This is a genomic window from Acidobacteriota bacterium (assembly GCA_009691245.1).
GTDB lineage: Bacteria > Acidobacteriota > Terriglobia > 2-12-FULL-54-10 > 2-12-FULL-54-10 > SHUM01.
This window is the reverse complement of sequence record SHUM01000031.1, coordinates 1-20,677: the sequence shown is the minus strand read 5'-3', so window position 1 is coordinate 20,677 and position 20,677 is coordinate 1. Positions and strand designations below refer to the sequence as shown.

Here is a 20,677-nt window from a genome sequence, read left to right as displayed (position 1 = left end):
CAGGCCACCCGTGAGGTGCCCAAAGAGTTCAGCAATCTTGAAAATTCCACCAAGGCGTGGGAACGCCGTATTCTCTCCGGTCAAGCCGGCAGCAATATGGGCAACAATTTGAACGGCATGGGTCCGCGCGCCGCCTCGCTGTTTGCAGATTGGACGGATCGCATCGCCGCCGGAGAACTTCCGCCCGTGCCGCAACGTCCGCAAGGTAAGGAACGCAACATCGTGGTCTCCGTCTGGGATTGGGCCAAGTCCAAGGAGTATTTCCACGACGAAGTGACCACGGACAAGCGCAATCCCACCGTCAACGCCAATGGCCCTGTCTACGGCGTTACGGAGTTCAGCTCGGACTTCATGAGCGTGCTCGATCCCGTCAAGAATACCGCGACGCAGATCAAGATTCCGCTGCGCGATCTTGAGACGCCCTACGCCTCGCCGCGCACGGGCTTTCAATCATCGGTTTATTGGGATGAAGAGCCCATCTGGGACAGCAAAGTGAACGCGCACAACCCCATGATCGATCAGGAAGGCCGCGTGTGGCTGACCTCCAAGGTAAGCCCCAATGACAATCCCGAGTTTTGTAAAAAGGGATCAGACCATCCATCGGCGAAACTTTTTCCCGTCGAGTCGAGCAGCCGCCACATCGCCATGTACAACCCCAAGGGCCGACGTTGGACGCTGGTGCAAACCTGCTACAGCACGCATCATCTGTTCTTCGCGGAAGACGCCAATCACACTCTGTGGACCAGCGGCGGCGGCCAGGTGGTGGGATGGCTGAACACCAAGATGCTGGACGAGACCGGCGACGAGCAAAAGTCCCAGGGCTGGACTCCGCTCATTCTGGACATCAACGGCAACGGCAAGCAGGATGCCTGGGTGGAGCCCGATCAAGCGGTTGATTCCTCGAAGGACAAACGCATCAGCGCGGGATTCTATGGCGTGATGCCCGCCCCGGACGGCTCCGTCTGGGCCTCTTCGCTTGGCTTCCCCGGTTCGATTGTCCGTCTCAACCCCGGCGCGAATCCGCCTTCCACCGCGCTGGCTGAAATCTTCGAACTGCCCTATGACAACCCGGCAGTCAAGGGACAAGGTTTTGCGCCACGCGGCATGGACGTGGATCGCAACAACGTCGTATGGGCACCGCTGGCCAGCGGACACTTCGCCAGCTTCGACCGTCGCAAATGCAAAGGCCCATTAAATGGCCCCACGGCCACCGGCCAACATTGCCCGGAAGGCTGGACGCTCTATCCCTTCCCTGGTCCGCCGCTGCGCAGCGCCAAGGATTACGGCAGCGCCGAGTCGAGCTACTTTAGCTGGGTGGATTGGCATGACATCTTCGGTCTCGGTAAGAATACGCCGATCGCCACCGGCAATCTCTCCGACGCGCTGCTGGCGCTGGACCCGGCGACCGGCAAATTCACCACGCTGCGCGTTCCCTACCCCATGGGCTTCTATGCCAAGGGCCTCGACGGACGCATCGACGACCCCAACGCGGGATGGAAAGGCCGCGGCCTGTGGTCCACCTACGCGACGCGCACTCCGTTCCACGTGGAAGGCGGCAAAGGAACCACCAGTAAGGTCGTGAAGTTCCAGTTGCGCCCGGACCCGCTGGCGAAATGATTTCTGCGCAACTGCAATCCGTCCTGGGAGTTGTCGCGCTGCTCGGCATCGCCTGGGTGATGAGCGAGAATCGCCCGGCGGTTCGCTGGAAGCAGGCGGGCGTGGGGCTCGGCGTCACCTTCCTGCTGGCTGGGGCATTGCTGAAGATTCCTCCCATCCGCGCCATCTTTACACACGCCAACAAACTTGTGGATGGTCTGTCGGAAGCCACTCGCGCCGGAACCAGCATAGTCTTCGGATACCTCGGCGGCGGACCATTGCCGTTTGATCCGAAGACGCCGGGCGCGGAGTTCGTGCTGGCTTTCCAGGCGCTGCCCATCGTACTGGTGATGAGCGTTCTAACAACGTTGCTCTACTACTGGAAAATTCTTCCGCCTGTCATTCGCCTGCTGGCGCATCTGCTAAGAAAAACGCTGGGCGTGGGCGGCGCGGTTGGGCTCTCGACCGCCGCAAACATCTTTGTCGGAATGGTCGAAGCGCCACTATTCATTCGCCCCTATCTCAACCGGCTCACGCGCAGCGAACTGTTTATCGTGATGACCGGCGGCATGGCCGGCATCGCGGGCACCATGCTGGTGCTCTATGCCACTATCCTTGGCTCGGTGATTCCCGGCGCCACCAGCCACTTCATCATCGCCTCGGTGATGGGCGCGCCGGCGGCGATCTTGATATCCCTCATCATGGTTCCGGAAATGGTCCCGGAAATTCAACGGACGACCAACGACGAGTCTAAGCTTGAAGACAAAGAACTGGAACCGGATGCGCCCGTGGCATCCAGCAGCATGGATGCCGTGGCCAAGGGAACCACCGCCGGCCTGGAGCTTCTTCTCAATATAGTCGCGATGCTTATCGTGCTCGTCGCGCTGGTCCATCTGGCAAACCTGATGCTCAACGCGCTGCCTGATGTCGCGGGAGCGCCAATCACCTTGCAGCGCATGTTGGGAGTGTTGATGGCGCCGGTTTGCTGGTTGATGGGTGTGCCGTGGGCCGAGACCGCCACCGCCGGCAGCCTGATGGGCGTGAAGACAATCCTGAATGAATTTATCGCCTACCTGCAGATGGCCGCGCTGCCCGCCGAGGCGCTCTCCCCGCGCTCGCGCATGATCATGCTCTATGCGATGTGCGGATTCGCCAACTTCGGCAGCCTCGGCATCATGATCGGCGGCCTGGCCACCATGGCTCCGGCGCGCCGCAACGATGTCGTCTCGCTGGGCCTGAAGTCGATCGTCTCCGGAACGCTTTCCACCTGCCTGCTCGGAGCCGTCGTCGGAGTTCTGGAAGCGTGACAGAGCCGCGACCGTGAAGGAGCGGGGGTTGGGTTTCGCCCGAGAGCACGGCGACCAACTCACAACCAACCCCCGCTCCCTCACGATCGCGGCTCTGTTAAATCCTAGAACGTCAGGCGCAACGCGAACTGCAACTGCCGCGAGGTGGTGATCGTATTCACGATCTGCCCCGCGGTTGGATTCGGATTGCCCGCCGCGCCGGAGAAAGCAATTTGCCCAGCGCGCGGTGGTATGCCGAAGTTCGGATGATTGGGAAGATTGAACATCTCCGCCCGGAACTGTAGCTTCTTATCGCCCGTCAGCGCAAAATCATTCTGCAACGACAAGTCCATGGTGAAGACACTCGGCCCGGCAATGGTATTGCGCCCAGCATCCCCTATGCGTCCAGGCGCAGCGGCGACAAATGCGCACGGGTCGAAGTAACGGTCCGGCCCGCCCAGCGCCTCACCGGCAGGAATTCCAAGGCAACCGAGAGACACTCCGCTGGTGGGATTGTTATCCGCGCCAGCCCCCAGGCTAGGACGGTTTGGAGAAAACAGATACCCAGGCCGTCGGACATTCGACAGTGGATGGAATGCGGTTCCCGTGCGGAAGGAGACGACACCGCCAACCCGCCAGCCATCCAGCAGCGGACTCAGCAGGTTGGATTTCACTAACCATTGGCTCAACCCCGTAGGCAGCGTGTAAAAGTAATTGAAAGAAAGACGATGACGGATATCGAACTCGGACGGCCCGCGGTCCACCGTGCGCATATGCGGATACTGCCGCGAGTAATCAGTCGTGCTGCCGCTCGATGGTTGCGACGAATCGTCCACCGACTTGCTGAACGTATAATTTCCCTGAATGGACCCGCGCTTTCGGGAGAGTCCGGCGGCGAGCTGCAATGCATTGTAGAATGCCTGCGCATCGGTGGAGTTCAACCCCAGCGACGCGAATGCGGGATTGAGCGGCCCGGCCTGCGCCGCCGCGACCGCCGGACAAGTTGGATTCACATCCTGTGGCCGGACCGTCGCTGCATTGCCCGGCAGGCAGAGTTCTCCATTGGCCTGAATCACCGCTTGCGGATAGAGATTCGCTTCGTATCCCCGGAACAGGTGATTGCCGCGCATGCCCACGTAACCCACCCGAAGATTCACTCCACCGGAGAGCGACTGCTGCACCGTTAGGTTATAGCGCATCACGGTGGGCGTGGAGATGTGAGGATAATCGAGAACGGCAACGCCGAACGGCGTGGCATTGGTAACCAGCGCCGCGGCGGCCAGCGCATTTGGAAACACCTCGGAAGCGTTGAAGTTCTGATTGATGACGCGGCGATTAAATGGCGCCGAGTTCTTCTGCGAGTCCACCGCGTACTCGAGGAATTGATCGTGGTAGATTCCGAAGCCACCGGCAACCACCATTGATGTATCTCTTTCTGGCGACCAACTGAATCCAATGCGCGGCGCGAAGTTCTTCAGCGAAGGGTTACTGCCCAGCATCGGACCCGTTTGCAGCACAGTGTCATGCAGCCAGTCGGGTATGAACGAAGTACGACCGTAGGAATCCTTGATGACCGTTGCGATTTCGTAGCGCAACCCCATATCCAGGCGCAGCCGCTCCGTCGCTCTGTAGGCGTCTTGTACGTAGAATCCCGCCAGCGTCTGGCGAAATCCCTTGTGATTATCCGAGATGGGCAGCGCCACCTGAATCGCGGTGCCTACCAGACCCGCCTGCAGAAAATTATCCAGATCGTTGAAAGTCCAGACGCCGCCCTTGCTGTTGGAGTTGAAGATGTTCCAAAGGTTGCGATGAATGTCCACGCCCATCTTGATGCCATGTGCGCCGCGCTGCAGGACCAAGTCATCGGCGAATTGGAACGTCGTCATGAAATGTCCATCCGGAGTGGTGAACGTCGGCCCGAAAGAGTTCAAGCCAGGCACGGAGATCTGACCGAAGTCTCGCGCAGTCGGCACGAAGAAGAGGTTGCGCGGAATTGGATCGTAAAGCGAGTTGACCAGCTCCACGGGCCGGGTGAAGCTGGCGCGAAACGAGTTGATCGTGCTCAGTGTGAAAAAATGCGTCTCAACCAGCGTCAGGTACTGCTGGCGGCTCGAGTTGTGGCTGCGAAATAGAAAAAGTTCCTGGCCGGAAACACTGGAAGCATCGTCAAAAGTGTAGCGCGCGAAGAAGCTGTCGTGATCCGATATCTTATGGTCCACGCGCGCGGTAAAGAACGTGTCGTTCGTGGGAAGGAATAGCGGTGCGGCGCTCGTGCTGATGCCAGGCCCTTTGCAACGCAAGTTCGGAAGCGGATAGAGATCCAGATAGGGTTGCATCTTCGGATTCACCGCCACGCGACGCAACTCACGGCCATCACAGTCACGAATGATCCCCAGCCGAGCCTCCGTGCTCGGCAGATTGCTGATTTCTGTTTTCGTCAGCCGGTCGCTCATCGACTCCATTGCGCCCATGAAGAACGTGCGATCCTTGCGCACCGGCCCGCTCAACATGAATCCAAATTGATTGCGCTTGAACGGCGGCGGATCAACGCCTTGATCAAAGAAATTCTTGGCGTCCATCTTGCTGTTGCGGAAATACTCGAATAGCGTTCCATGAATATCATTGGACCCCGATTTGGTGATCGAGTTCAGCGTCCCGCCGCTGCCGCGCCCGTTCTCAGCGGTTACATTCGTACTCTGCACGATCACTTGCAGAACCGCCTCGGAGCCAAGTTGCGCGCCGCTCGCGCTGGTGGGCACGCCGTTATCAGTATTCATCACACTGGTGCCGTCGAGTAAAAAATTGTTGGATGTGGGTCGCCCGCCGGAAACAGTAAGACTGCTGCCGCCGATGCCGCGCGAAGAATCCGCCGCCGAAGTGTCCGACACCCCTTCCTGCAGTGTGGCCAGTTGGCTGTAGCTGCGCCCATTCAAGGGCAAGCCCACCAACTGCACTTCACTGATGCGCGAGGAACTGGACGACGATGCACGATCCAGCTTGAAGTTCTGCGTGGCCGCTCCATTGACCGCGATGCTCTCCACCGTCTGCTTCGCAAATCCGTTCGCCGTCACTTCAACCGAATGGCTTCCAGCGGCCAGCTCCGGCAGAGTGTACTGACCCTGCGCGCCAGTCTGCACTGTTCGCGCAGCGCCTCCTGTCGCAGACTTTGCCGTGACGGTGGCCCCGGCGACTGGCGCTCCCGCGGAGTCCGCAACTTCACCATGCAGTGAGCCACCAATCTGTTGCGCTCGTCCGTCATGAGTAAACAGCACTCCGCCGACCAGCAGTAACCCCGCGAATAAACGAAGGCCCCGTGGCAAGGACGCCAATATGTCACTACAGTTCATGTGAAGTACCTTTCCGGGCAGGTTGTGCAAGCAATTTGCGAGCCATTGCGGGCGGCAGAATACAAACTCCGCCCAAGACCGTGACCGCATTAAATAGTATAGCTTCCCGCGCTCCGGTTCACCACGGAAACCAATCGCGCATGTTATACTTCCCGCTGGCTGGCGTCAGCCCCGCGAGCCACCACAGTCCAATGGAGATTCGCTGGCGCGGGCCCGGAAATCATTTTGGGAGACTAGCAATGAAAGTTATTGTGGATGCTATCGCCTGCGATGGTTACGTGAAATGCCTTCGCATTGCCCCTACGTTATTTCGCATGAATGATCGGAACGTAGCCGTGCCGATAGTGGAGGGCGAATTAACGCCCGAGCAATTGAAGCTGGCCGAGATGGCTGCCAAGATGTGTCCATCAAAGGCAATTCAACTTACTGATTGAGAGTACGCAGAGGAGAACGTAGCCGTGAGCGATCGCACCAATCCATTTGAGAAGCATGTCTTTGTTTGCACGTCGGGAGATTATTGCCCGCAACTCGATGGCAACTCCGGTGATGTCCACAAGCAGATGAAGGACCTGGTGGCGAAGGCAGGGTTGAAGGGAACAGTGCGCGTCAACAAGAGCGGCTGCCTTGATCAATGCGGCCACGGCCCTACCGCAGTGGTGTATCCCGAAGGCGTCTGGTATTCACACTTGAAGGTGGAGGATGTAGCGGCGATCGTCGACGAACATCTCGCCGGAGGACGTCCCGTCGAGCGGCTGCGCTATCATCCGCCCAAGGCCGGCGCAAATAAAATGGAGCGCAACGTCGACGAGCGGCGCATCGCTGGACAGCCCGACGGTTGTCGCGCGGACTGGCCCATCATTCCGCTTGACGATCCCCACTCTGCGAAGCCGTAGCAGAGTGCGGAGGTATTTTCGCTTTTGTCATTCCGAGCGTAGCGAGGAATCTGCTTTTGTCCGCGCTCCCCAGTCAATACCGCTCCTTCTCCACCGTAGCGTCAAACTCTTCCCGCGTCATCATCCTCGCGCCCAACTCCACTAACAACTCGGCGGTCTCCTGGTGCAGGCGCAGTTCGCCGGCATAGTTGGCCAATGGACTCATTGCCAGCGCGATGGTCCACGGAGTCATGCCGATGCGATCACGCGCATTCAGGTCAGCGCCCTCCGCCGCCAGCAATCGCACCAATGAATTCGCACCTGCGGAAGCCGCGGCCATCACCGCCGTCTGACCCTTGGCGTTCGCCAGATTTACCTCCGCGCCATGTTGCAACGCAAGCTTCATCGCTTCCAGATGCTGCGTCTCTTCGCCCGCCAGGAAATCCTGCACGCGACCTGAACCAGCGGCAACCATTAGCACCGTCGTGTCGCCCTTCACCTTCATCCTGGTATTCGCGCCCGAGGCGGCCAGCAGCCGCATCAACTCAACATCGCCAGCCGCAGCCGCCAGGAAGTATGGCGTGGCTCCAGTCAGACTCATCGGCGCGGTGTGCCGATAGGGCGAGCGTGTATTAGAGGCGTAGTCCTTGCTAATCGCGGCGTTGGGATTCGCGCCCCTGGTAAGCAGCGCTTTGGCCAGCCGCGGCAAATTGCGCGGAGGTCGCACGGAGTTGGTGTACTCGACGGCGCTCAAATCCGCGATGCCCTTCTGTGCCGCGAAATGCAGCGGCGTGATTCCATAGGCATCGGTAAGATTCGGATCCGCGCCCTTCTCCAGCAGGAACAGCGCAAGATCTTCATGTCCTCCCGCAGCGGCAACGACCAGCGCGGTGCCGTCCTCAGGACTCCTATCATTCAGGCCTGCGCCGGTGCTGACCAACATGCGAGCGATATCCAGATGACCATTGCGCGTTGCGAACATGAGCGCGGTGAATCCATTCTGCGACGCCGCCCTGGCGTCCGCGCCGCGCTCCAGCAGCGCCATCACCACATCGGCGTGGCTGCGCGATGCCGCCCACATCAGCGCGTTCTGGCCGCGCCGTGACTCGCGCGCGTTCACTTGCGCGCCTTTGGACAATAGCATGCGGACTACCAGCACATTGCCCGTGCGCGCGGCCGTCATCAGTGGGGTCTCGCCGCTGCGAAGCTGCACGGTGTTGGGATCGGCCCCGGCTGCAAGCAGCTTCTCCACCATCGCCGCGCTGCCGTTGACACAGGCCAGCGACAGCGGCGTGATGCCGTATTCATTGGCCGCATTCACCTTCGCTCCCGCCGCGATGAGCAGGTTCGCCAACTCCAGATCATCGTGATGCGCGGCCCAGGCGAGGGCCGTCGAACCATCGGCCTGGGTCGCGTTGACGTCGGCCCTCGCGCGCACCAGGGTCATGGCCGCCTCGCGGTCGCCGTGCTCAATGAAGTCGGCCAGCGCCTGATCGCCCACTGGTGCGGCGGAGGCCGACACGGCCATTAGCATGGTAAAAATGTAGGCCAATAGTGAGGTCGTGAACTGCCCAATGTTTTTGAGGTGGGGTTCCCAATTGAGTCTCATTTTCGCCAACTCCTGTACTCCAAACATCTCGACAAATTTGCGGTTCTTGCGGTCCTGACCAAATTGCACACTTTCACGGTTTTTGCGGTTCTGAAAAAGTTTGCGGCTCGCCGTTGAATGACTCTTCCGCGCAATGAATCCAACCTGACCAGAAAATCCAATTTCCTTAAATTATCCGATTATTTCTTGAGCCTTGGAGCCCTCGGTTGCATCCCGGTGGCATCAAATGTTCAGTCTTCCGGTGCTGTCGCCGAAACGGTCGAGCGGGACATTCAATTTGTCGAGCATAGTCAGGAACAGATTGGTCGCCGGAGTGCCCGCCGGAAATTTCAGATGCCTGCCGCCGCGCAACTTTACACCCGCGCCGCCGGCCAGCATCAGAGGAATATTCTGATGCAGATGCTTGTTGCCGTCCGAGATGCACCCACCGTACAAAATCATCGAGTGGTCTAGAAGCGATCCGTCGCCGTCGCGCGTTGCGCGCAGCTTGTCAAGATAATACGCGAACTGCTGCGCGTGGAATGTGTTGATGCGCACGACCTTGGCGATCTTCTCGGGATCGTTCTGGTGATGCGTCAGCGGATGATGCGCGTCGGCGATGCCGATCTCGCGATACGTGCGGTCGGCCTGCTCGCGTCCCATCATGAATGTGATCACGCGTGTGAGATCGGTCTGGAGCGCAAGCACCTGAAGATCGAACATCAGCTTGGCGTGATTGTCGAAGCTGGCCGGAATGCCCGCGGGACGGTCAAACTGCGGCAACTCGCGCCCGGTCTCCGCTTCTGCGGTTTGGATGCGACGCTCGATATCGCGGATGGCGTCGAGGAACTCCGAGAGCTTGCCGCGATCGCGCGCGCCGAGGCCAGCCATCATTGACGAAGCCGCCTCGGTAACGGAGTCGAGCAAGCTCCGGTTTTTCTGGATGCGGTCGCGCCGCTCAGCCGGGTCCGTGGTGTCGCTGTCGCCGAACATGCGCTCGAACACAGCGCGCGGCTGATTCTCGGTGGGCAGCGGATTAGTCTCGCTGCGCCACGACAGCGTGTGGAGATACGCGCAACTCCATCCGCGCTCGCACTGCCCCACTACGTCCGAGCCATCAAGGCCGAGTTCCATCGAGGCGAGCTGTGTGTGCTTACCCAACTCCTTCGCGACAATCTGATCAATGGAGATGCCCACGCGGCCCTGCCGCTCCGGGTGTACGCCAGTAAGGAACGTCGCGCCGGCGCGCTCGTGTGGAGCGACTTCGCCTTCGCCGGGCAGCGGCTCGGCGTTGTTGTGATCAAGGCCGGTGATGATGGTGAACTGATCGCGAAACGCCGCGAAGGGTTCCATCGTGGGCTTCAGATCGAACTGCGCGCCGACTGAGTCCGGCGTCCAATGGTCCATGATGATGCCGTTCGGCACATAGACAAAGCCCAGCCGCTGCGGACGATTCAGCGCGGGGTCGGCTACTGATGATGACCCTGCGAGAGCAGGCGACATGCTTTCGAGAAGAGGCAGCGCCAGCGCCGCTCCCGCTCCGCGCAGAAACGTCCGGCGCGGTATGGCTTTCTTGAAGATCATCATGATGGAGTAACCTCCCTGTCGCCAAACACCTAATTCGTTCGATCACGGTCACAGTGCCGCGCGCGTCAGCAAGCGGACCCGTGTGATTACATTCCTTGCCCCGTTCGCGGCGTGTGCGCCATCATTGCTGCCCTGCCGACGTGTCCGCTTGCTGACGCGCGCGGCACTGTGACAGAGTTTGCCGAATCGCACATCCAATGCCCACGGCGAGAAAAACACTCACCGTGGCTACCAAATCACTGCGCGCGCCGCATCTGAAAGGGCGTGCTAGATACAATTCCTGTTACCAGCGATGAGAAACGGAAGTTCTCCTTCGCGGCATCTCTCAGTAGCTTTCTAAGCGCGGGCTGGTCGGTGTACTCCACACCGCGGCCGGTGGCGTAGATCAACAGCTTCTCGGCGAAGGTGGCGGTGATCTCCTGCTGCTTGCCGATGAGCAGCTTGCGCAAGCCAGCGGGGCCTGCGAACTTCGAGCCGTCCGGCAGCACGCCCGAGGGGTCAATCGTCGCGCCGGAGTCTACGGTGCGCCACTTGCCGAGGCCGTCGAAATTCTCGAGCGCAAAGCCCAGCGGGTCCATGCGCGAGTGGCACCCCGCGCAGGCCGGATTGGCGCGATGCTGCTCCATGCGCTGACGCACGGTGAGCAGTTTGCCATCCTTACTCTTGTCCACCAGCGAAGGGACATTGGCGGGAGGTGGTGGTGGCGGAGAGCCGAGCAGATTCTCCAGCACCCACTTACCGCGCAGCACGGGCGAAGTACGGTTGGCGTAGGAAGTAACAGTGAGTATGCTTCCCTGCCCCAGTAAGCCGCCGCGCCCCCCCTCGAGTAATGAGTCACTCAGACTCACTTTGCGAAAGTGACTGCCATAGACGTTGGGGATACCGTAGTGGCGCGCGAGGCGGTCGTTCAAGAATGTGTAGTCCGCGCTGAGTAATTCTAGTACGCTGCGATCCTCGCGGATCAAGTTCTCGACGAACAGAGTGGTCTCGCTATGAAATGCCTCGCGCAGGTTTTCATCCCACTCGGGGAAGGCGTCCGGGTCGGGCTTCATGGAGCGCAGGTTGCGCAGGTAGAGCCAGGACTCTGCGAAGTTGTCCACTAGGGCGCGCGCGCGGCGGTCGGCCAACATGCGGCGGGTCTGCTGCTCCAGCACGGCGGGGTCGTGGAGCTTCCCGGTCTCGGCGAGCGCCAGCAGCGTGTCATCCGGGATGCTGGACCACAGGAAGAAGGACAGGCGCGACGCCAGATCGAGGTCGCTCAAGCGATACGTTGCACCGGTGGCAATGCCTGCGGGGTCGCGATACACGCGGAAGAGAAACTCAGGACCGACCAGAATACGTTCGAGGGCCGTCTGTATGCCGGCTTCGAAATCGGCCTTTTTGGAACCGGTGCGATAGAACGTGAGTAGCGTTTCCTGATCTTGCGCGGTTAGAGGTCGGCGATAGGCGCGACGGGCGAGGGTGGAGAGAATTTGCCTGGCGCAGGTTTCATCGGAGGGGACGTTGTTCGAGGAGGGGGGAACCCCCGCTCCCTCCCGGTCGCGGCTCTGTGACGCGCGCGGCGACGGCAGGCAGGTGAAGATTTTTTCGCGGCTGGGGGAAGAGCCGATGCCGCGCGGGCTGAATGGGCCGCCGATGATGACTTCCTCCACGCCGGGGTCGCCGCCTTTGTAGGCAACGTAGTCACCCAATGGTATTCGTTCGAGTGACTCGGGGCGACTGTTGATCTGTTGCAACGGGCCTTCCGGCTCGAAGTCAGCTTCGGCGAAGGCCACGGCCACGGTATGCGCGCCGGTGGTGGCGGGAAAGAGGAGTTGAAGCTGATCGTCCGCGCTCAGCTCGTAGTGCTCCTGCGCGGGGTCGCCGGTGCCTCCGGTGGAAAATATGGAAGCCGAGCGACCATGCTTTTCACCGCCGATGGTAAAACTCCTGATCAGCTTGCCGTCGACGCGCACGTCGAGCTGATGCGGCTCCTGCAGCCCGCGGATGCGGTCGCGATAATCGCGCGTCATGCGTACGCGGATGGAGTAATTGGCGTCGAGCGGGAAATAATGTCGGATGGCCTTGCCGCCGCGCGAGCCCAACGGCAACCCCCCGCCCATGCGGCCTTCCTGGCGCAACGACTTGTCGATGAGATAGGTTTCGTAATACGGCTTGGTCGCCTCGTCGCCCACGGCCTGGCGCGCGATGCGGCGCGCAGCGGTCATGTAGCGCTCGAGCAGCACAGGCGAGACCGAGAGCACTTCGCCGTTGTTGTCAAACCCGTTGGTCGATTCATCGGGCGGCAGCAGGTCGAGCGCGTTGACCTCGACAGCCAGCAGATCGCGCACCGCGTTGGCGTACTCGCCGCGATTCAAACGATGCACGGCGGCGGCGCGCCCCGGGTTGACGTTCGCAGCAGCGGCGCGGTCGAGCGAAGTTTCCAGGTAAGTCGCAAGACCATCATTCATGGCCTTATCAGGACGCGGCGCGCCGGTAGGCGGCATGGCCCCGGTGCGCAGCTTGCGAATGACCTTCTCCCAAATTTCTCCGTGCCCGGCGACATCGCCGACGTCAAGTTTTTCAAGCGACAAGCTGGCGGTCCTAAGTTTTTCGTTATGGCAGGAAACGCAGTAGCGATTGACGGTGGCCGTGTACTGCGCTCCGGGCGCGGCTGGAGGAGTTTGCGAAAACGCAACCGACGCCGACACCAGTATGACAACAAACGCAATTCGCACGATTGAGTTATCCCGCAATCATCACCAGCGCAGACCGGCAATCTACAAGTCGGCATGAGCAGCTACGCCGACGCCTGAAATACGCCGATTTGTAGCGAGTTTAGCGCAGAATCGAAGGCCTGTAAAGTTGGGGTTGAAGGAGTTCGCAACCAGGTGCCGATTGTGCCTGGATGCTTCCAATTCCCCCGATTTCAATATATGATTGGGTCAGGAGTATGACACACCGAGTAATAGTTACGACACGCTTCGCCACCGCTGAGGATACAGCACGAATCCTCGGGGTGAGCAATACTCGGCTGAAAGAGATACTTCGCATTTATGAACTTGGCGACAAGCACACGCCCGCCAAGGTATCGGTTGGCTTGAAGGGTTTGAAGAAGAGGGCAGCTTCACCCGTCAAAAAGACATCCCGTAAACTCCGTGTTCAGTCGAGGATGAAACCCACTCGTGTCCCCGCCTCAAAGCCTTCCAGGTAAAGTATTCCTGAATATCCCCTATGATGTGGAGTTTAAGGGCCTGTATTTGGCCTACATCGCCGGCCTCAGTGCGCTCGGATACACCCCACGCGCCACTCTTGAGATTCCAACTGGTTCCCGCAGATTGGACAGGATACTTGGACTAATTCAGGAATGCGATTACTCCATCCACGACCTTTCCAGAGTTGAGTTGGATCGACACCATCCACGAGTACCGCGATTCAACATGCCGTTTGAATTGGGGTTGTCGCTGGCATGGCAAAAATTCGGCAAGCAAAGTCACAACTGGTTTGTGTTTGAAGCAAAGCCATATCGGCTTGCGAAATCCCTGAGCGACCTCGCCGGAACCGATCCACTCATCCATAACGGGCGCGTCGACGGAGTATTCCGGGAGTTGAGCAACATCTTCATCCGCCGCCAGCAGCAGCCGACTGTGCCGCAAATGAGGACCATCTACAATAGACTCCGCACAAGGGTTCCCGCCATCCTGACCGCAACAGGGTCAAATCACTTATTCACGGCTAATGCCTTCCGGCACCTAAGTGTAATAGCCAGCCGGACTGCGGTAGATATCCTTGGCGTCTAGCCGAGACGGCCAATGAGCTTGCTTCCATCATCGGAAAAAGAAACGGCAGCCGGACGAAATCGTCAGGCTGCCGTTGTCTTTTAATGAAATGGATGTTGCTCTTACCAGCCGCGCGGCGCGGGAAAGGCGGCCAGCGTGGTGATCTTCGTGGCGTCGGGATACAGCACGCCCGAGCCCGGCCAGTCGCGGCTGGAGCGCGGCGAATACCAGATCGCGCCTTCTTTGGTGAGGCGAATCTTGGGCATGTCGGCGGTCTGCGGCGCGGGGAAATAGTCGAACTTCTCGGTCTGCGAGTCGAAACGGATCAGCGTGCCGCCCTGCCCCGCATCACTGAACCAGAGGTACTTGCCCTGCGGGGTGAAGTCATAGGGCTGCGAGACCTGGTGGGGAATTTTGTACTCGGTGAACTTGCCGGTTTTTTGATCGAGCTTTTCCAGCCTGCCGGCGCTGAACAGGCCGGCCCAGATGGTCAGGCCATCCGAGCCCACGGTCAGGCGGCGAATCAGCGCAGGCTGCGTCGGCGGATTGTACTCGGTGAACTGCTTGGTCTTGGTATCGAACTTGGCGAGCTTACTGCCGTGGAACTCGGCGATCCAGACGTTGTCGTTCTTGTCCACCACTACGCCGTAGGGGAACGAGTTCGGCGTGGGAATCATGTAGGTCTGCATCTGCTTGGTTTCGCGGTTCCACACCGAAAGTCCGCCGCCGAGGATGTAGCTGACGTAAACGTTCGCTTTGGAGTCGAAGGCAATGGAGTGTGGATGCTTCAGCGTGTCATCGCTGATCACCTTTTTCGGATCGAACGGAAAGCTCTCGAACCACTTCTCTGTCTTGGGGTCGAACTTCCACAGCTTCGGCTCGGTCTTGGGCACGCCTTCGTTTTCCGGCACCCAGATGATTCCCAGCTTGTCAATTTCCAGATCGTGCAACGCGGCCATGGGGTTGGGCATCAGGTAATCTTTTGATACGCCGGTGCGCGGGTCGAGCTTTACAATGCGCGTAGGAAAGCCACGGTCCACGGTCCAAACAGTGCCGTCGGGATGAAGCTGAGGCTCCTGCCCCATGCGGCGTCCGGCGGCGAAACCCATCTCGCCGGTAGCGCCCGGCCTCTTGTATTGGGGATCGTTGACACCCTGTCCCGGCGCATCGACGCTGAAGTAATACTCGATGTACTCGGCCTTGGCGAGCAGCGATTCATCGACCGGGAGATCCACCTCGACGCGCACCGAGCGCGGCTTGCTGTCGGGGCCGAAGTTGTCCACCAGATATTTCGTCAGCACCTGCCGGTCCGCCGCCAGCAGGTCCGCGGGCTGAATCTGCGCGCCCTGTGGATTGCCCTGGCCTAGCATCAGGTCAATGGCTTCGGACCACTTCTTCTCATCCCATGCGCGGGCGGGGAGATAATTATTTCCGTGGCAGTAGAGGCAAGTGCGCTCCGCGATGACGCGACCTGGGCCGGCCGGGTAGATTTCCTCGTACTTCATCTCCGTGCTGCGGCGCTGCTCGGCGGCGGTGGAGGCGTGCATGGACAGATTCATCGAGGCGGCCTGCCCCGCCGTCACGGTCAGCTTCTGCAGGTCGGACTGCAGGCCCTTGGTCTTCACGCTGACTTCGTACTCGCCGGGAAACAGATGCAGTGCGTTGTATTTGCCGCCCACGGTATAGACCATGTAGAGCATGCGCTTGGCGTTGTTACGGAAATAAACCTGCGCGGCCTTGAAGGGCTGGGGTGCTTCGACTGTCCCTGATACCGTCGCCGTGCCCGGCAGAGTTGCCGCCTGCGCGGCCGGCTGCATCGCCAGCATAGGCAGCAGCAGCAATGCCGCCAAATTAAATGCGATTCTCCTGGTACTCTTCATACGAAACACCCTCCTGATGTGGCCGCCCGGCGCACGGTTAACGCGCGCCCACGGCTCGCCGATTCCACTATTCCAGCAATGCAAATAAAACAGCAATGCGCCGATTGTAGCCCGTTCCACAGCAGCACGTAAGGGATAATTTTGCCGGGCGGCCCCTTCGCCGCGTGGGCTTCGCAATGGAATATCCAGTGCGATATGTTCGAATCGCTGGAAATGCGAAAAGCCCGGCGGAGATGACGTATACTTTTCGAGTGAGATGCTAGGAAGGCACGCACCAACATCCGCGAACATGGCATCTCATTTCAGGAAGCATCCACGGTATTCTTCGACACGCTTTCTGTAACCGGCGACGACCCGGATCATTCCCTGAGTGAGCGGCGCTCGGTTACCTTTGGGATGTCAAATTCTGGTCGGCTTCTTGTGGTGTCCCACGCAGATTCGGCAGATGCCATCCGCATCATCTCCGCGCGTGAAACAACAAGGTCGGAAAGGAAACTTTATGAAGAAGGCGAGTAGCGCAAAAAAAGACGAACTCCGTGCCGAGTACAAGCGTTCCGACTTCGGCAAAATGGAGCGCGGGAAATACGCCGCCAAGCTGCACGAGAATTCAAATGTGGTCGTGCTGGACCCGCGCGTTGCGGAACTTTTCCCCAACGCCAAAGCGGTCAACAATGCCTTGCTGTCGCTAGCGGAGGTCGCCCGGCAATCGGCCCGACCCCAACGGGCCAGCTCCCGCCGCTCCGCTTAGAAACACTGGATTACCCTGCCAGTTCCCATCCTCACAGAGCGCCGGAGGCGCGGCAGATTCTAGCCAAGGGCGTGAACCCTGGGTATCAGGCGGACGCCACACTTCCACTCTGCCGAAGGCACACGCGGAGCCCGCAGGGCGTAGCGTGAACAGGTGACGCCGCGCATCGCGTTTCCTTTTGAGTGCGCCATGGGGCGGACCAGCGAAAGCAGAAGGAACGGGGCGTCACCTGTGCCCGCCTTCGTCCCGGCCAGCCGGGACTGCGGCACGCAGGCCTTCGGCAGAGAGGTAGTGGATTGTTCCTCCTCCATACCCAGGGCTTACGCCCTGGGCTACTATCTGTCGCCCCTGCCGGGGCTCGGCGTGGATGTGGAGCATCCTAATAATTTCGGCTAATGATTCCGGGGGCGATGCCTTCGGCTATCCTCTGATTCCCCTTCAGGGAATCTAAGCATTCGGATCAAAATCAATCCTGCTAATTTATGATAAATTGGCGTATCATAGCGGCAAAACCGTGGGTGGCAAAACGGGGAAGATGCCGTGGGAGGATTTTCTGGTGCGTCGCGATGTTAATTTTATTGATTTGATCCTGCTTGGTGCGCTGATGGCTGGCGTGGGCACGGCGGCGCGCGCGCAGCAGGCGGCGGGCAACGAATCGCTGTCCGGCTCGGAGCTGCGCGGCAAGAAGGTGTTTCTCCAGCGCTGCTCGATCTGCCATTTGCCGCCGCTTTACAGGCCGGCGTCGGTGAAACCGTATGGGCCGGTGCTGGATGGTTATCTGCGCAACCCGCAATTCGAGGCGCTGGCGCGCACGGCCATCCGCGAGGGCACGCCGCGCATGCCTGGTTTTCAGTACGGCCTGCAAGCCAGCGAGATTGATGATGTGATCGCGTATCTGAAAACGCTGAAAGCGCCGCCAGCCGCGGCGAAGAGTGAAGGAGGGTCCAATGCCAACACGGGACGAACTGGGGATTAGCAAAAGAAAGCAAGTGATGTTGGTCTTCGCGGTGGCGGCCCTGCTGCTGACCGCGGCCGCTGCGCATGCCGGTTCACTCACCGGCGTGATCAGGTCCGGCGACGGCAAGCCGCTCGAAGGCGTTACTGTTTCGGCCAAGCGCGCGGGCGCGACCATCACCACCACGGTCTTCACAGACGAGCAGGGTGCGTACGTGTTTCCTGCCCTAGGACCGACGCTGGACGCTGGCGCATACAAGGTGTGGGCGCAGGCCATCGGCTATGAAACAGCGCGCGCCGACGCTACGATGGACTCCAGCAAATCAGCGAAGCAAAACTTCACCATGAAGCCGCTGGCGGACTACACGCGCCAGCTCTCCAGCGCCGAGTGGATGGCCGCGTTGCCCGAGGCTACGCCCGCCGACGCGCGCATGAAGATGGCCTTCCGCAACAACTGCGCCGGATGCCATCAGCCGAGCTTCGTGCTGCAGAACCGTTTCGATGAGGCGGGCTGGAAAAAAATTATTGACCTGATGGAAGGCGTGGGCATCTACGGCGATCCGCCAGATCCCGCAGAGCCGCCCATGCCTCTGCTGCGCTACTTCAAGGATGAACTGGCTGTCTATCTCGAGAAGGTAGCCGGGCCAAACTCGAAGCTCAGCTTCAAGCCATCGCCGCGCCCGCGCGGAGAAGCCGCGCAGGTGGTGATCACCGAGTACGACATCACCTCGAACGCGGACCTCAAGAAATATGTCACGCAGGACGGCAGCGACTGGATGGAGGGCACGCCATCGGCCTACGAGGCGCGCGGGCCGCACGACGCCGAAGTTGCGCCGGACGGCATGGTCTGGATCGCCGACTCGCAGGGGAATCCCGAGCGCTCCGTCTCGCGACTCGATCCGCGCACCGGCGCGGTCAAGCACTTCAAGCTGGATAACGGCAAGGGATTGTCCAAGCGCAGCCACGGCATCGTGATTGATCAGAAAGGCGTCGCGTGGTTCAACGCCGACGGCTGGCTCGGCAAGATCGATACACGCACGGAGAAGCTGGAGCAGTTCGATCCGCCCAAAGGGATGGCCCGCGCCGGCGGCACGCTCGACGTGGACAACGACGGCATCGTTTGGATTTCCACAAATGAGGGCGCGCTGGCCTTCGATCCGGCGACCAATCAGTTCAAGCCGTTCAAGTCGCTTAGTCCCGGCAACGACGGCCGGACGTACGGCGTCGCGGCGGATGCTGACGGCAATGGCTGGTGGGCGCAGATGAACTACGACAAGCTGGGCGTGGGCAACTACCGCACCGGCGAAATCACTGAAGTCGCGCTCAACCGCCGCACCGAGTTCGATAAGCTCATGACCGCGAAGGATCGCGAGACGTTCCAGGCGACCGGCTCAGACTGGAACTCGTCTGCCTTTGACGCACAAGCGCCGCGCCGGCTGGGCGCGGACAAGAAAGGCTCGACCGTCTGGGTGGCCAACTGGTGGGGCGACAATCTGGCGAAGATTGATTCCAAGACGCACAAGGTAACCATGTACAATCCGCCGAACCAGAATGAGTTTCGCGGCGTCTATGACACGGTGATCGACAAGCACGGCATGGTATGGATGAATCTGATGCACGCCGACCGCGTGGCCCGCTTCAACCCGAAGACGGAGAAGTGGACCGATTTCCACCTGCCCACGCGCGGCACCGAGACGCGCTTCATCGCCGTGGACAATCGCACCGAGCCGGTGGAGGTGTGGACGCCTTACTGGCGCACCAGCAAACTGGCCCGCATCCAGTTCCGCACCGCTGAGCAGATTGCGGCGCAGCGCTAGAGTCGCGGTAGAAAGGCGCGGCTGCCGATCCCACTTCGAGATCTCCAGCCGCCGAACATTTTCTTTGCAGCACGTCCTTTTCAGCACGCCATGCAAGCAAAGCAGAGCCGGGCAAGCAAATCAAAATGGATGGTGGGCGGTGCAGGACTTGAACCTGCGACCCCCTGCTTGTAAGGCAGGTGCTCTAACCAACTGAGCTAACCGCCCCTTGAAAATAAAGGGCTTACAATCACGATCCTGTGGTCAACTGTTCCACTGTAGCAAAACTCCCCTTAAGCTTCAAACTGTAGCAAAATCCTTGCCCGTATGGTCAAAATAGTCGAACGTGTTGAATTCTGGGCAGTTCTACGATAAATTCTGCGGATGGCAAAGACGAGTTGGTTGCGGTTGCTCGGCTATCTGAGCGGAATGGTGAATCAAGAATTGCTGCTGAAGAATGAGTTTCTGGTGGCCGAGAACCGCATCCTGAAAGCGCATATCGAGAGCCGATTGCTGCTGTCGAATGGGGAGAAGGCGACATTGGCTGAGATCGCCAAGCGATTAGGCCGCAAAGCCATCGCACAGATCGCCTGCGTGGCCAAACCAGATACCATCCTGGCTTGGTACCGAAAACTTGTTGCCAAGAAGTTCGACGGGTCGAAGCAGCGTGCTGCCCTCGGGCGTCCACGAATCGGACGAGAGCTTGAGGATTTGGTCGTCCAGTTGGCTCAGAGCAATTCCGGTTGGGGCTACGATCGGATTGTTGGCGCACTTGCCAATCTGGGACATTCGCTTTCCGATCAAACGGTTGGGAACATCCTTCGCCGCCGAGGTATCCAGCCCACAACCGAGCGCAGGAATAACACCACCTGGAAAGACTTCATCCCGTTCGCACATGAGCGTCCTGGCTGCTACCGACTTCTTCACGGCAGAAGTGCTGACGTGGCGCGGACTGGTAACGTACTACGTATTGTTTTTCATCCATCTGGACACCCGTCGTGTTTCGATTGCCGGCATCACCTAGCATCCCGATGGTGTCTGGATGGAACAGATAGGACGCAACGCCACCTCGGAGAGCTGGGGATTCCTCCAAAACCACCGCTACCTGCTCCACGATCGGTGCTTCCGCAATTGGCTGTTGTTGGGTTTCTTGTAACGTGTTCATGTGTTATGGTTTAAGGCCTATTTTTGAGAACAGCAGGTCTGCTGTTGAACGGGTCCCCAAGCCATGAAACTTCTTCGTTGTCCCAATGCCAATTGTCTCA

General features: G+C 59.7%; 13 protein-coding genes, 1 tRNA gene and 2 pseudogenes. 10 read left to right on the top strand and 6 right to left on the bottom strand.

Going from position 1 to position 20,677, the window contains the following annotated elements:
• The first annotated feature begins 15 nt into the window (after nucleotides 1–15).
• Together EXQ56_08910 and EXQ56_08905 are read left to right on the top strand one after the other, a co-directional pair.
• Nucleotides 16–1,617, top strand: a complete 1,602-nt coding sequence (locus EXQ56_08910) for a carboxypeptidase regulatory-like domain-containing protein (GenBank protein ID MSO20566.1) — start codon at nucleotides 16–18, stop codon at nucleotides 1,615–1,617.
• Nucleotides 1,614–2,903, top strand: a complete 1,290-nt coding sequence (locus EXQ56_08905; protein MSO20565.1) for a nucleoside:proton symporter — start codon at nucleotides 1,614–1,616, stop codon at nucleotides 2,901–2,903. Before EXQ56_08910 ends, EXQ56_08905 begins: the two co-directional genes overlap by 4 nt.
• Before the next feature lie 104 nt (nucleotides 2,904–3,007).
• Here the strand turns inward: EXQ56_08905 and EXQ56_08900 are convergent, their stop codons facing one another.
• Nucleotides 3,008–6,319, bottom strand: a complete 3,312-nt coding sequence (locus EXQ56_08900) for a TonB-dependent receptor (GenBank protein ID MSO20564.1) — start codon at nucleotides 6,317–6,319, stop codon at nucleotides 3,008–3,010.
• 50 nt (nucleotides 6,320–6,369) lie between these two features.
• Between EXQ56_08900 and EXQ56_08895 the strand changes: the two genes are divergently transcribed.
• Both EXQ56_08895 and EXQ56_08890 read left to right on the top strand, forming a co-directional pair.
• The gene (locus tag EXQ56_08895; protein MSO20563.1) at nucleotides 6,370–6,663 is read left to right on the top strand and encodes a ferredoxin; all 294 of its coding nucleotides are present in this window, start codon (nucleotides 6,370–6,372) and stop codon (nucleotides 6,661–6,663) included.
• A 24-nt stretch (nucleotides 6,664–6,687) separates the two neighbouring features.
• A pseudogene (locus EXQ56_08890) lies at nucleotides 6,688–6,984 on the top strand ((2Fe-2S) ferredoxin domain-containing protein).
• 211 nt (nucleotides 6,985–7,195) lie between these two features.
• On the opposite strand, the gene EXQ56_08885 reads toward EXQ56_08890, so the two are convergent.
• The 3 genes from EXQ56_08885 to EXQ56_08875 all read right to left on the bottom strand — a co-directional run bounded on the left by EXQ56_08885 (nucleotide 7,196) and on the right by EXQ56_08875 (nucleotide 12,993).
• Nucleotides 7,196–8,779: an ankyrin repeat domain-containing protein gene (locus EXQ56_08885; protein MSO20562.1), complete on the bottom strand. Its 1,584-nt coding sequence runs from the start codon at nucleotides 8,777–8,779 to the stop codon at nucleotides 7,196–7,198.
• Between the two features lie 153 nt (nucleotides 8,780–8,932).
• The gene (locus EXQ56_08880) at nucleotides 8,933–10,276 is read right to left on the bottom strand and encodes a DUF1552 domain-containing protein (protein MSO20561.1); all 1,344 of its coding nucleotides are present in this window, start codon (nucleotides 10,274–10,276) and stop codon (nucleotides 8,933–8,935) included.
• Nucleotides 10,277–10,512: 236 nt separating this feature from the next.
• A complete protein-coding gene (locus EXQ56_08875; protein MSO20560.1) occupies nucleotides 10,513–12,993 on the bottom strand; it encodes a DUF1592 domain-containing protein in 2,481 nt (826 codons plus the stop codon).
• A gap of 447 nt (nucleotides 12,994–13,440) precedes the next feature.
• On the opposite strand from EXQ56_08875, the gene EXQ56_08870 reads away from it, so the two are divergent.
• Nucleotides 13,441–14,055 (top strand): hypothetical protein, encoded by a 615-nt coding sequence (locus tag EXQ56_08870; protein MSO20559.1) that lies wholly within the window; start codon nucleotides 13,441–13,443, stop codon nucleotides 14,053–14,055.
• Nucleotides 14,056–14,156: 101 nt separating this feature from the next.
• On the opposite strand, the gene EXQ56_08865 is transcribed toward EXQ56_08870, so the two are convergent.
• On the bottom strand, nucleotides 14,157–15,914 hold the full coding sequence (locus EXQ56_08865) for a hypothetical protein (protein ID MSO20558.1): 1,758 nt from the start codon (nucleotides 15,912–15,914) through the stop codon (nucleotides 14,157–14,159).
• Between the two features lie 240 nt (nucleotides 15,915–16,154).
• Between EXQ56_08865 and EXQ56_08860 the strand changes: the two are divergent.
• The 4 genes and pseudogenes from EXQ56_08860 to EXQ56_08845 all read left to right on the top strand — a co-directional run bounded on the left by EXQ56_08860 (nucleotide 16,155) and on the right by EXQ56_08845 (nucleotide 19,433).
• Nucleotides 16,155–16,430: pseudogene (locus EXQ56_08860) on the top strand (BrnT family toxin).
• The gene (locus EXQ56_08855) at nucleotides 16,414–16,662 is read left to right on the top strand and encodes a hypothetical protein (GenBank protein MSO20557.1); all 249 of its coding nucleotides are present in this window, start codon (nucleotides 16,414–16,416) and stop codon (nucleotides 16,660–16,662) included. The pseudogene EXQ56_08860 and the gene EXQ56_08855 overlap by 17 nt, the downstream one beginning before the upstream one ends.
• A 490-nt stretch (nucleotides 16,663–17,152) precedes the next feature.
• Entirely contained in the window at nucleotides 17,153–17,638 is a 486-nt protein-coding gene (locus tag EXQ56_08850) for a hypothetical protein (protein MSO20556.1), read from the top strand.
• Nucleotides 17,610–19,433, top strand: coding sequence for a hypothetical protein (locus EXQ56_08845; GenBank protein MSO20555.1), 1,824 nt, complete (start codon nucleotides 17,610–17,612; stop codon nucleotides 19,431–19,433). The genes EXQ56_08850 and EXQ56_08845 overlap by 29 nt, the downstream gene beginning before the upstream one ends.
• A 130-nt stretch (nucleotides 19,434–19,563) precedes the next feature.
• Here the strand turns inward: EXQ56_08845 and EXQ56_08840 are convergent.
• Nucleotides 19,564–19,640: transfer RNA gene (locus tag EXQ56_08840), tRNA-Val, on the bottom strand.
• Nucleotides 19,641–19,796: 156 nt separating this feature from the next.
• Between EXQ56_08840 and EXQ56_08835 the strand changes: the two genes are divergently transcribed.
• Entirely contained in the window at nucleotides 19,797–20,591 is a 795-nt protein-coding gene (locus EXQ56_08835; protein MSO20554.1) for a helix-turn-helix domain-containing protein, read from the top strand.
• Nucleotides 20,592–20,677 lie beyond the last annotated feature (86 nt).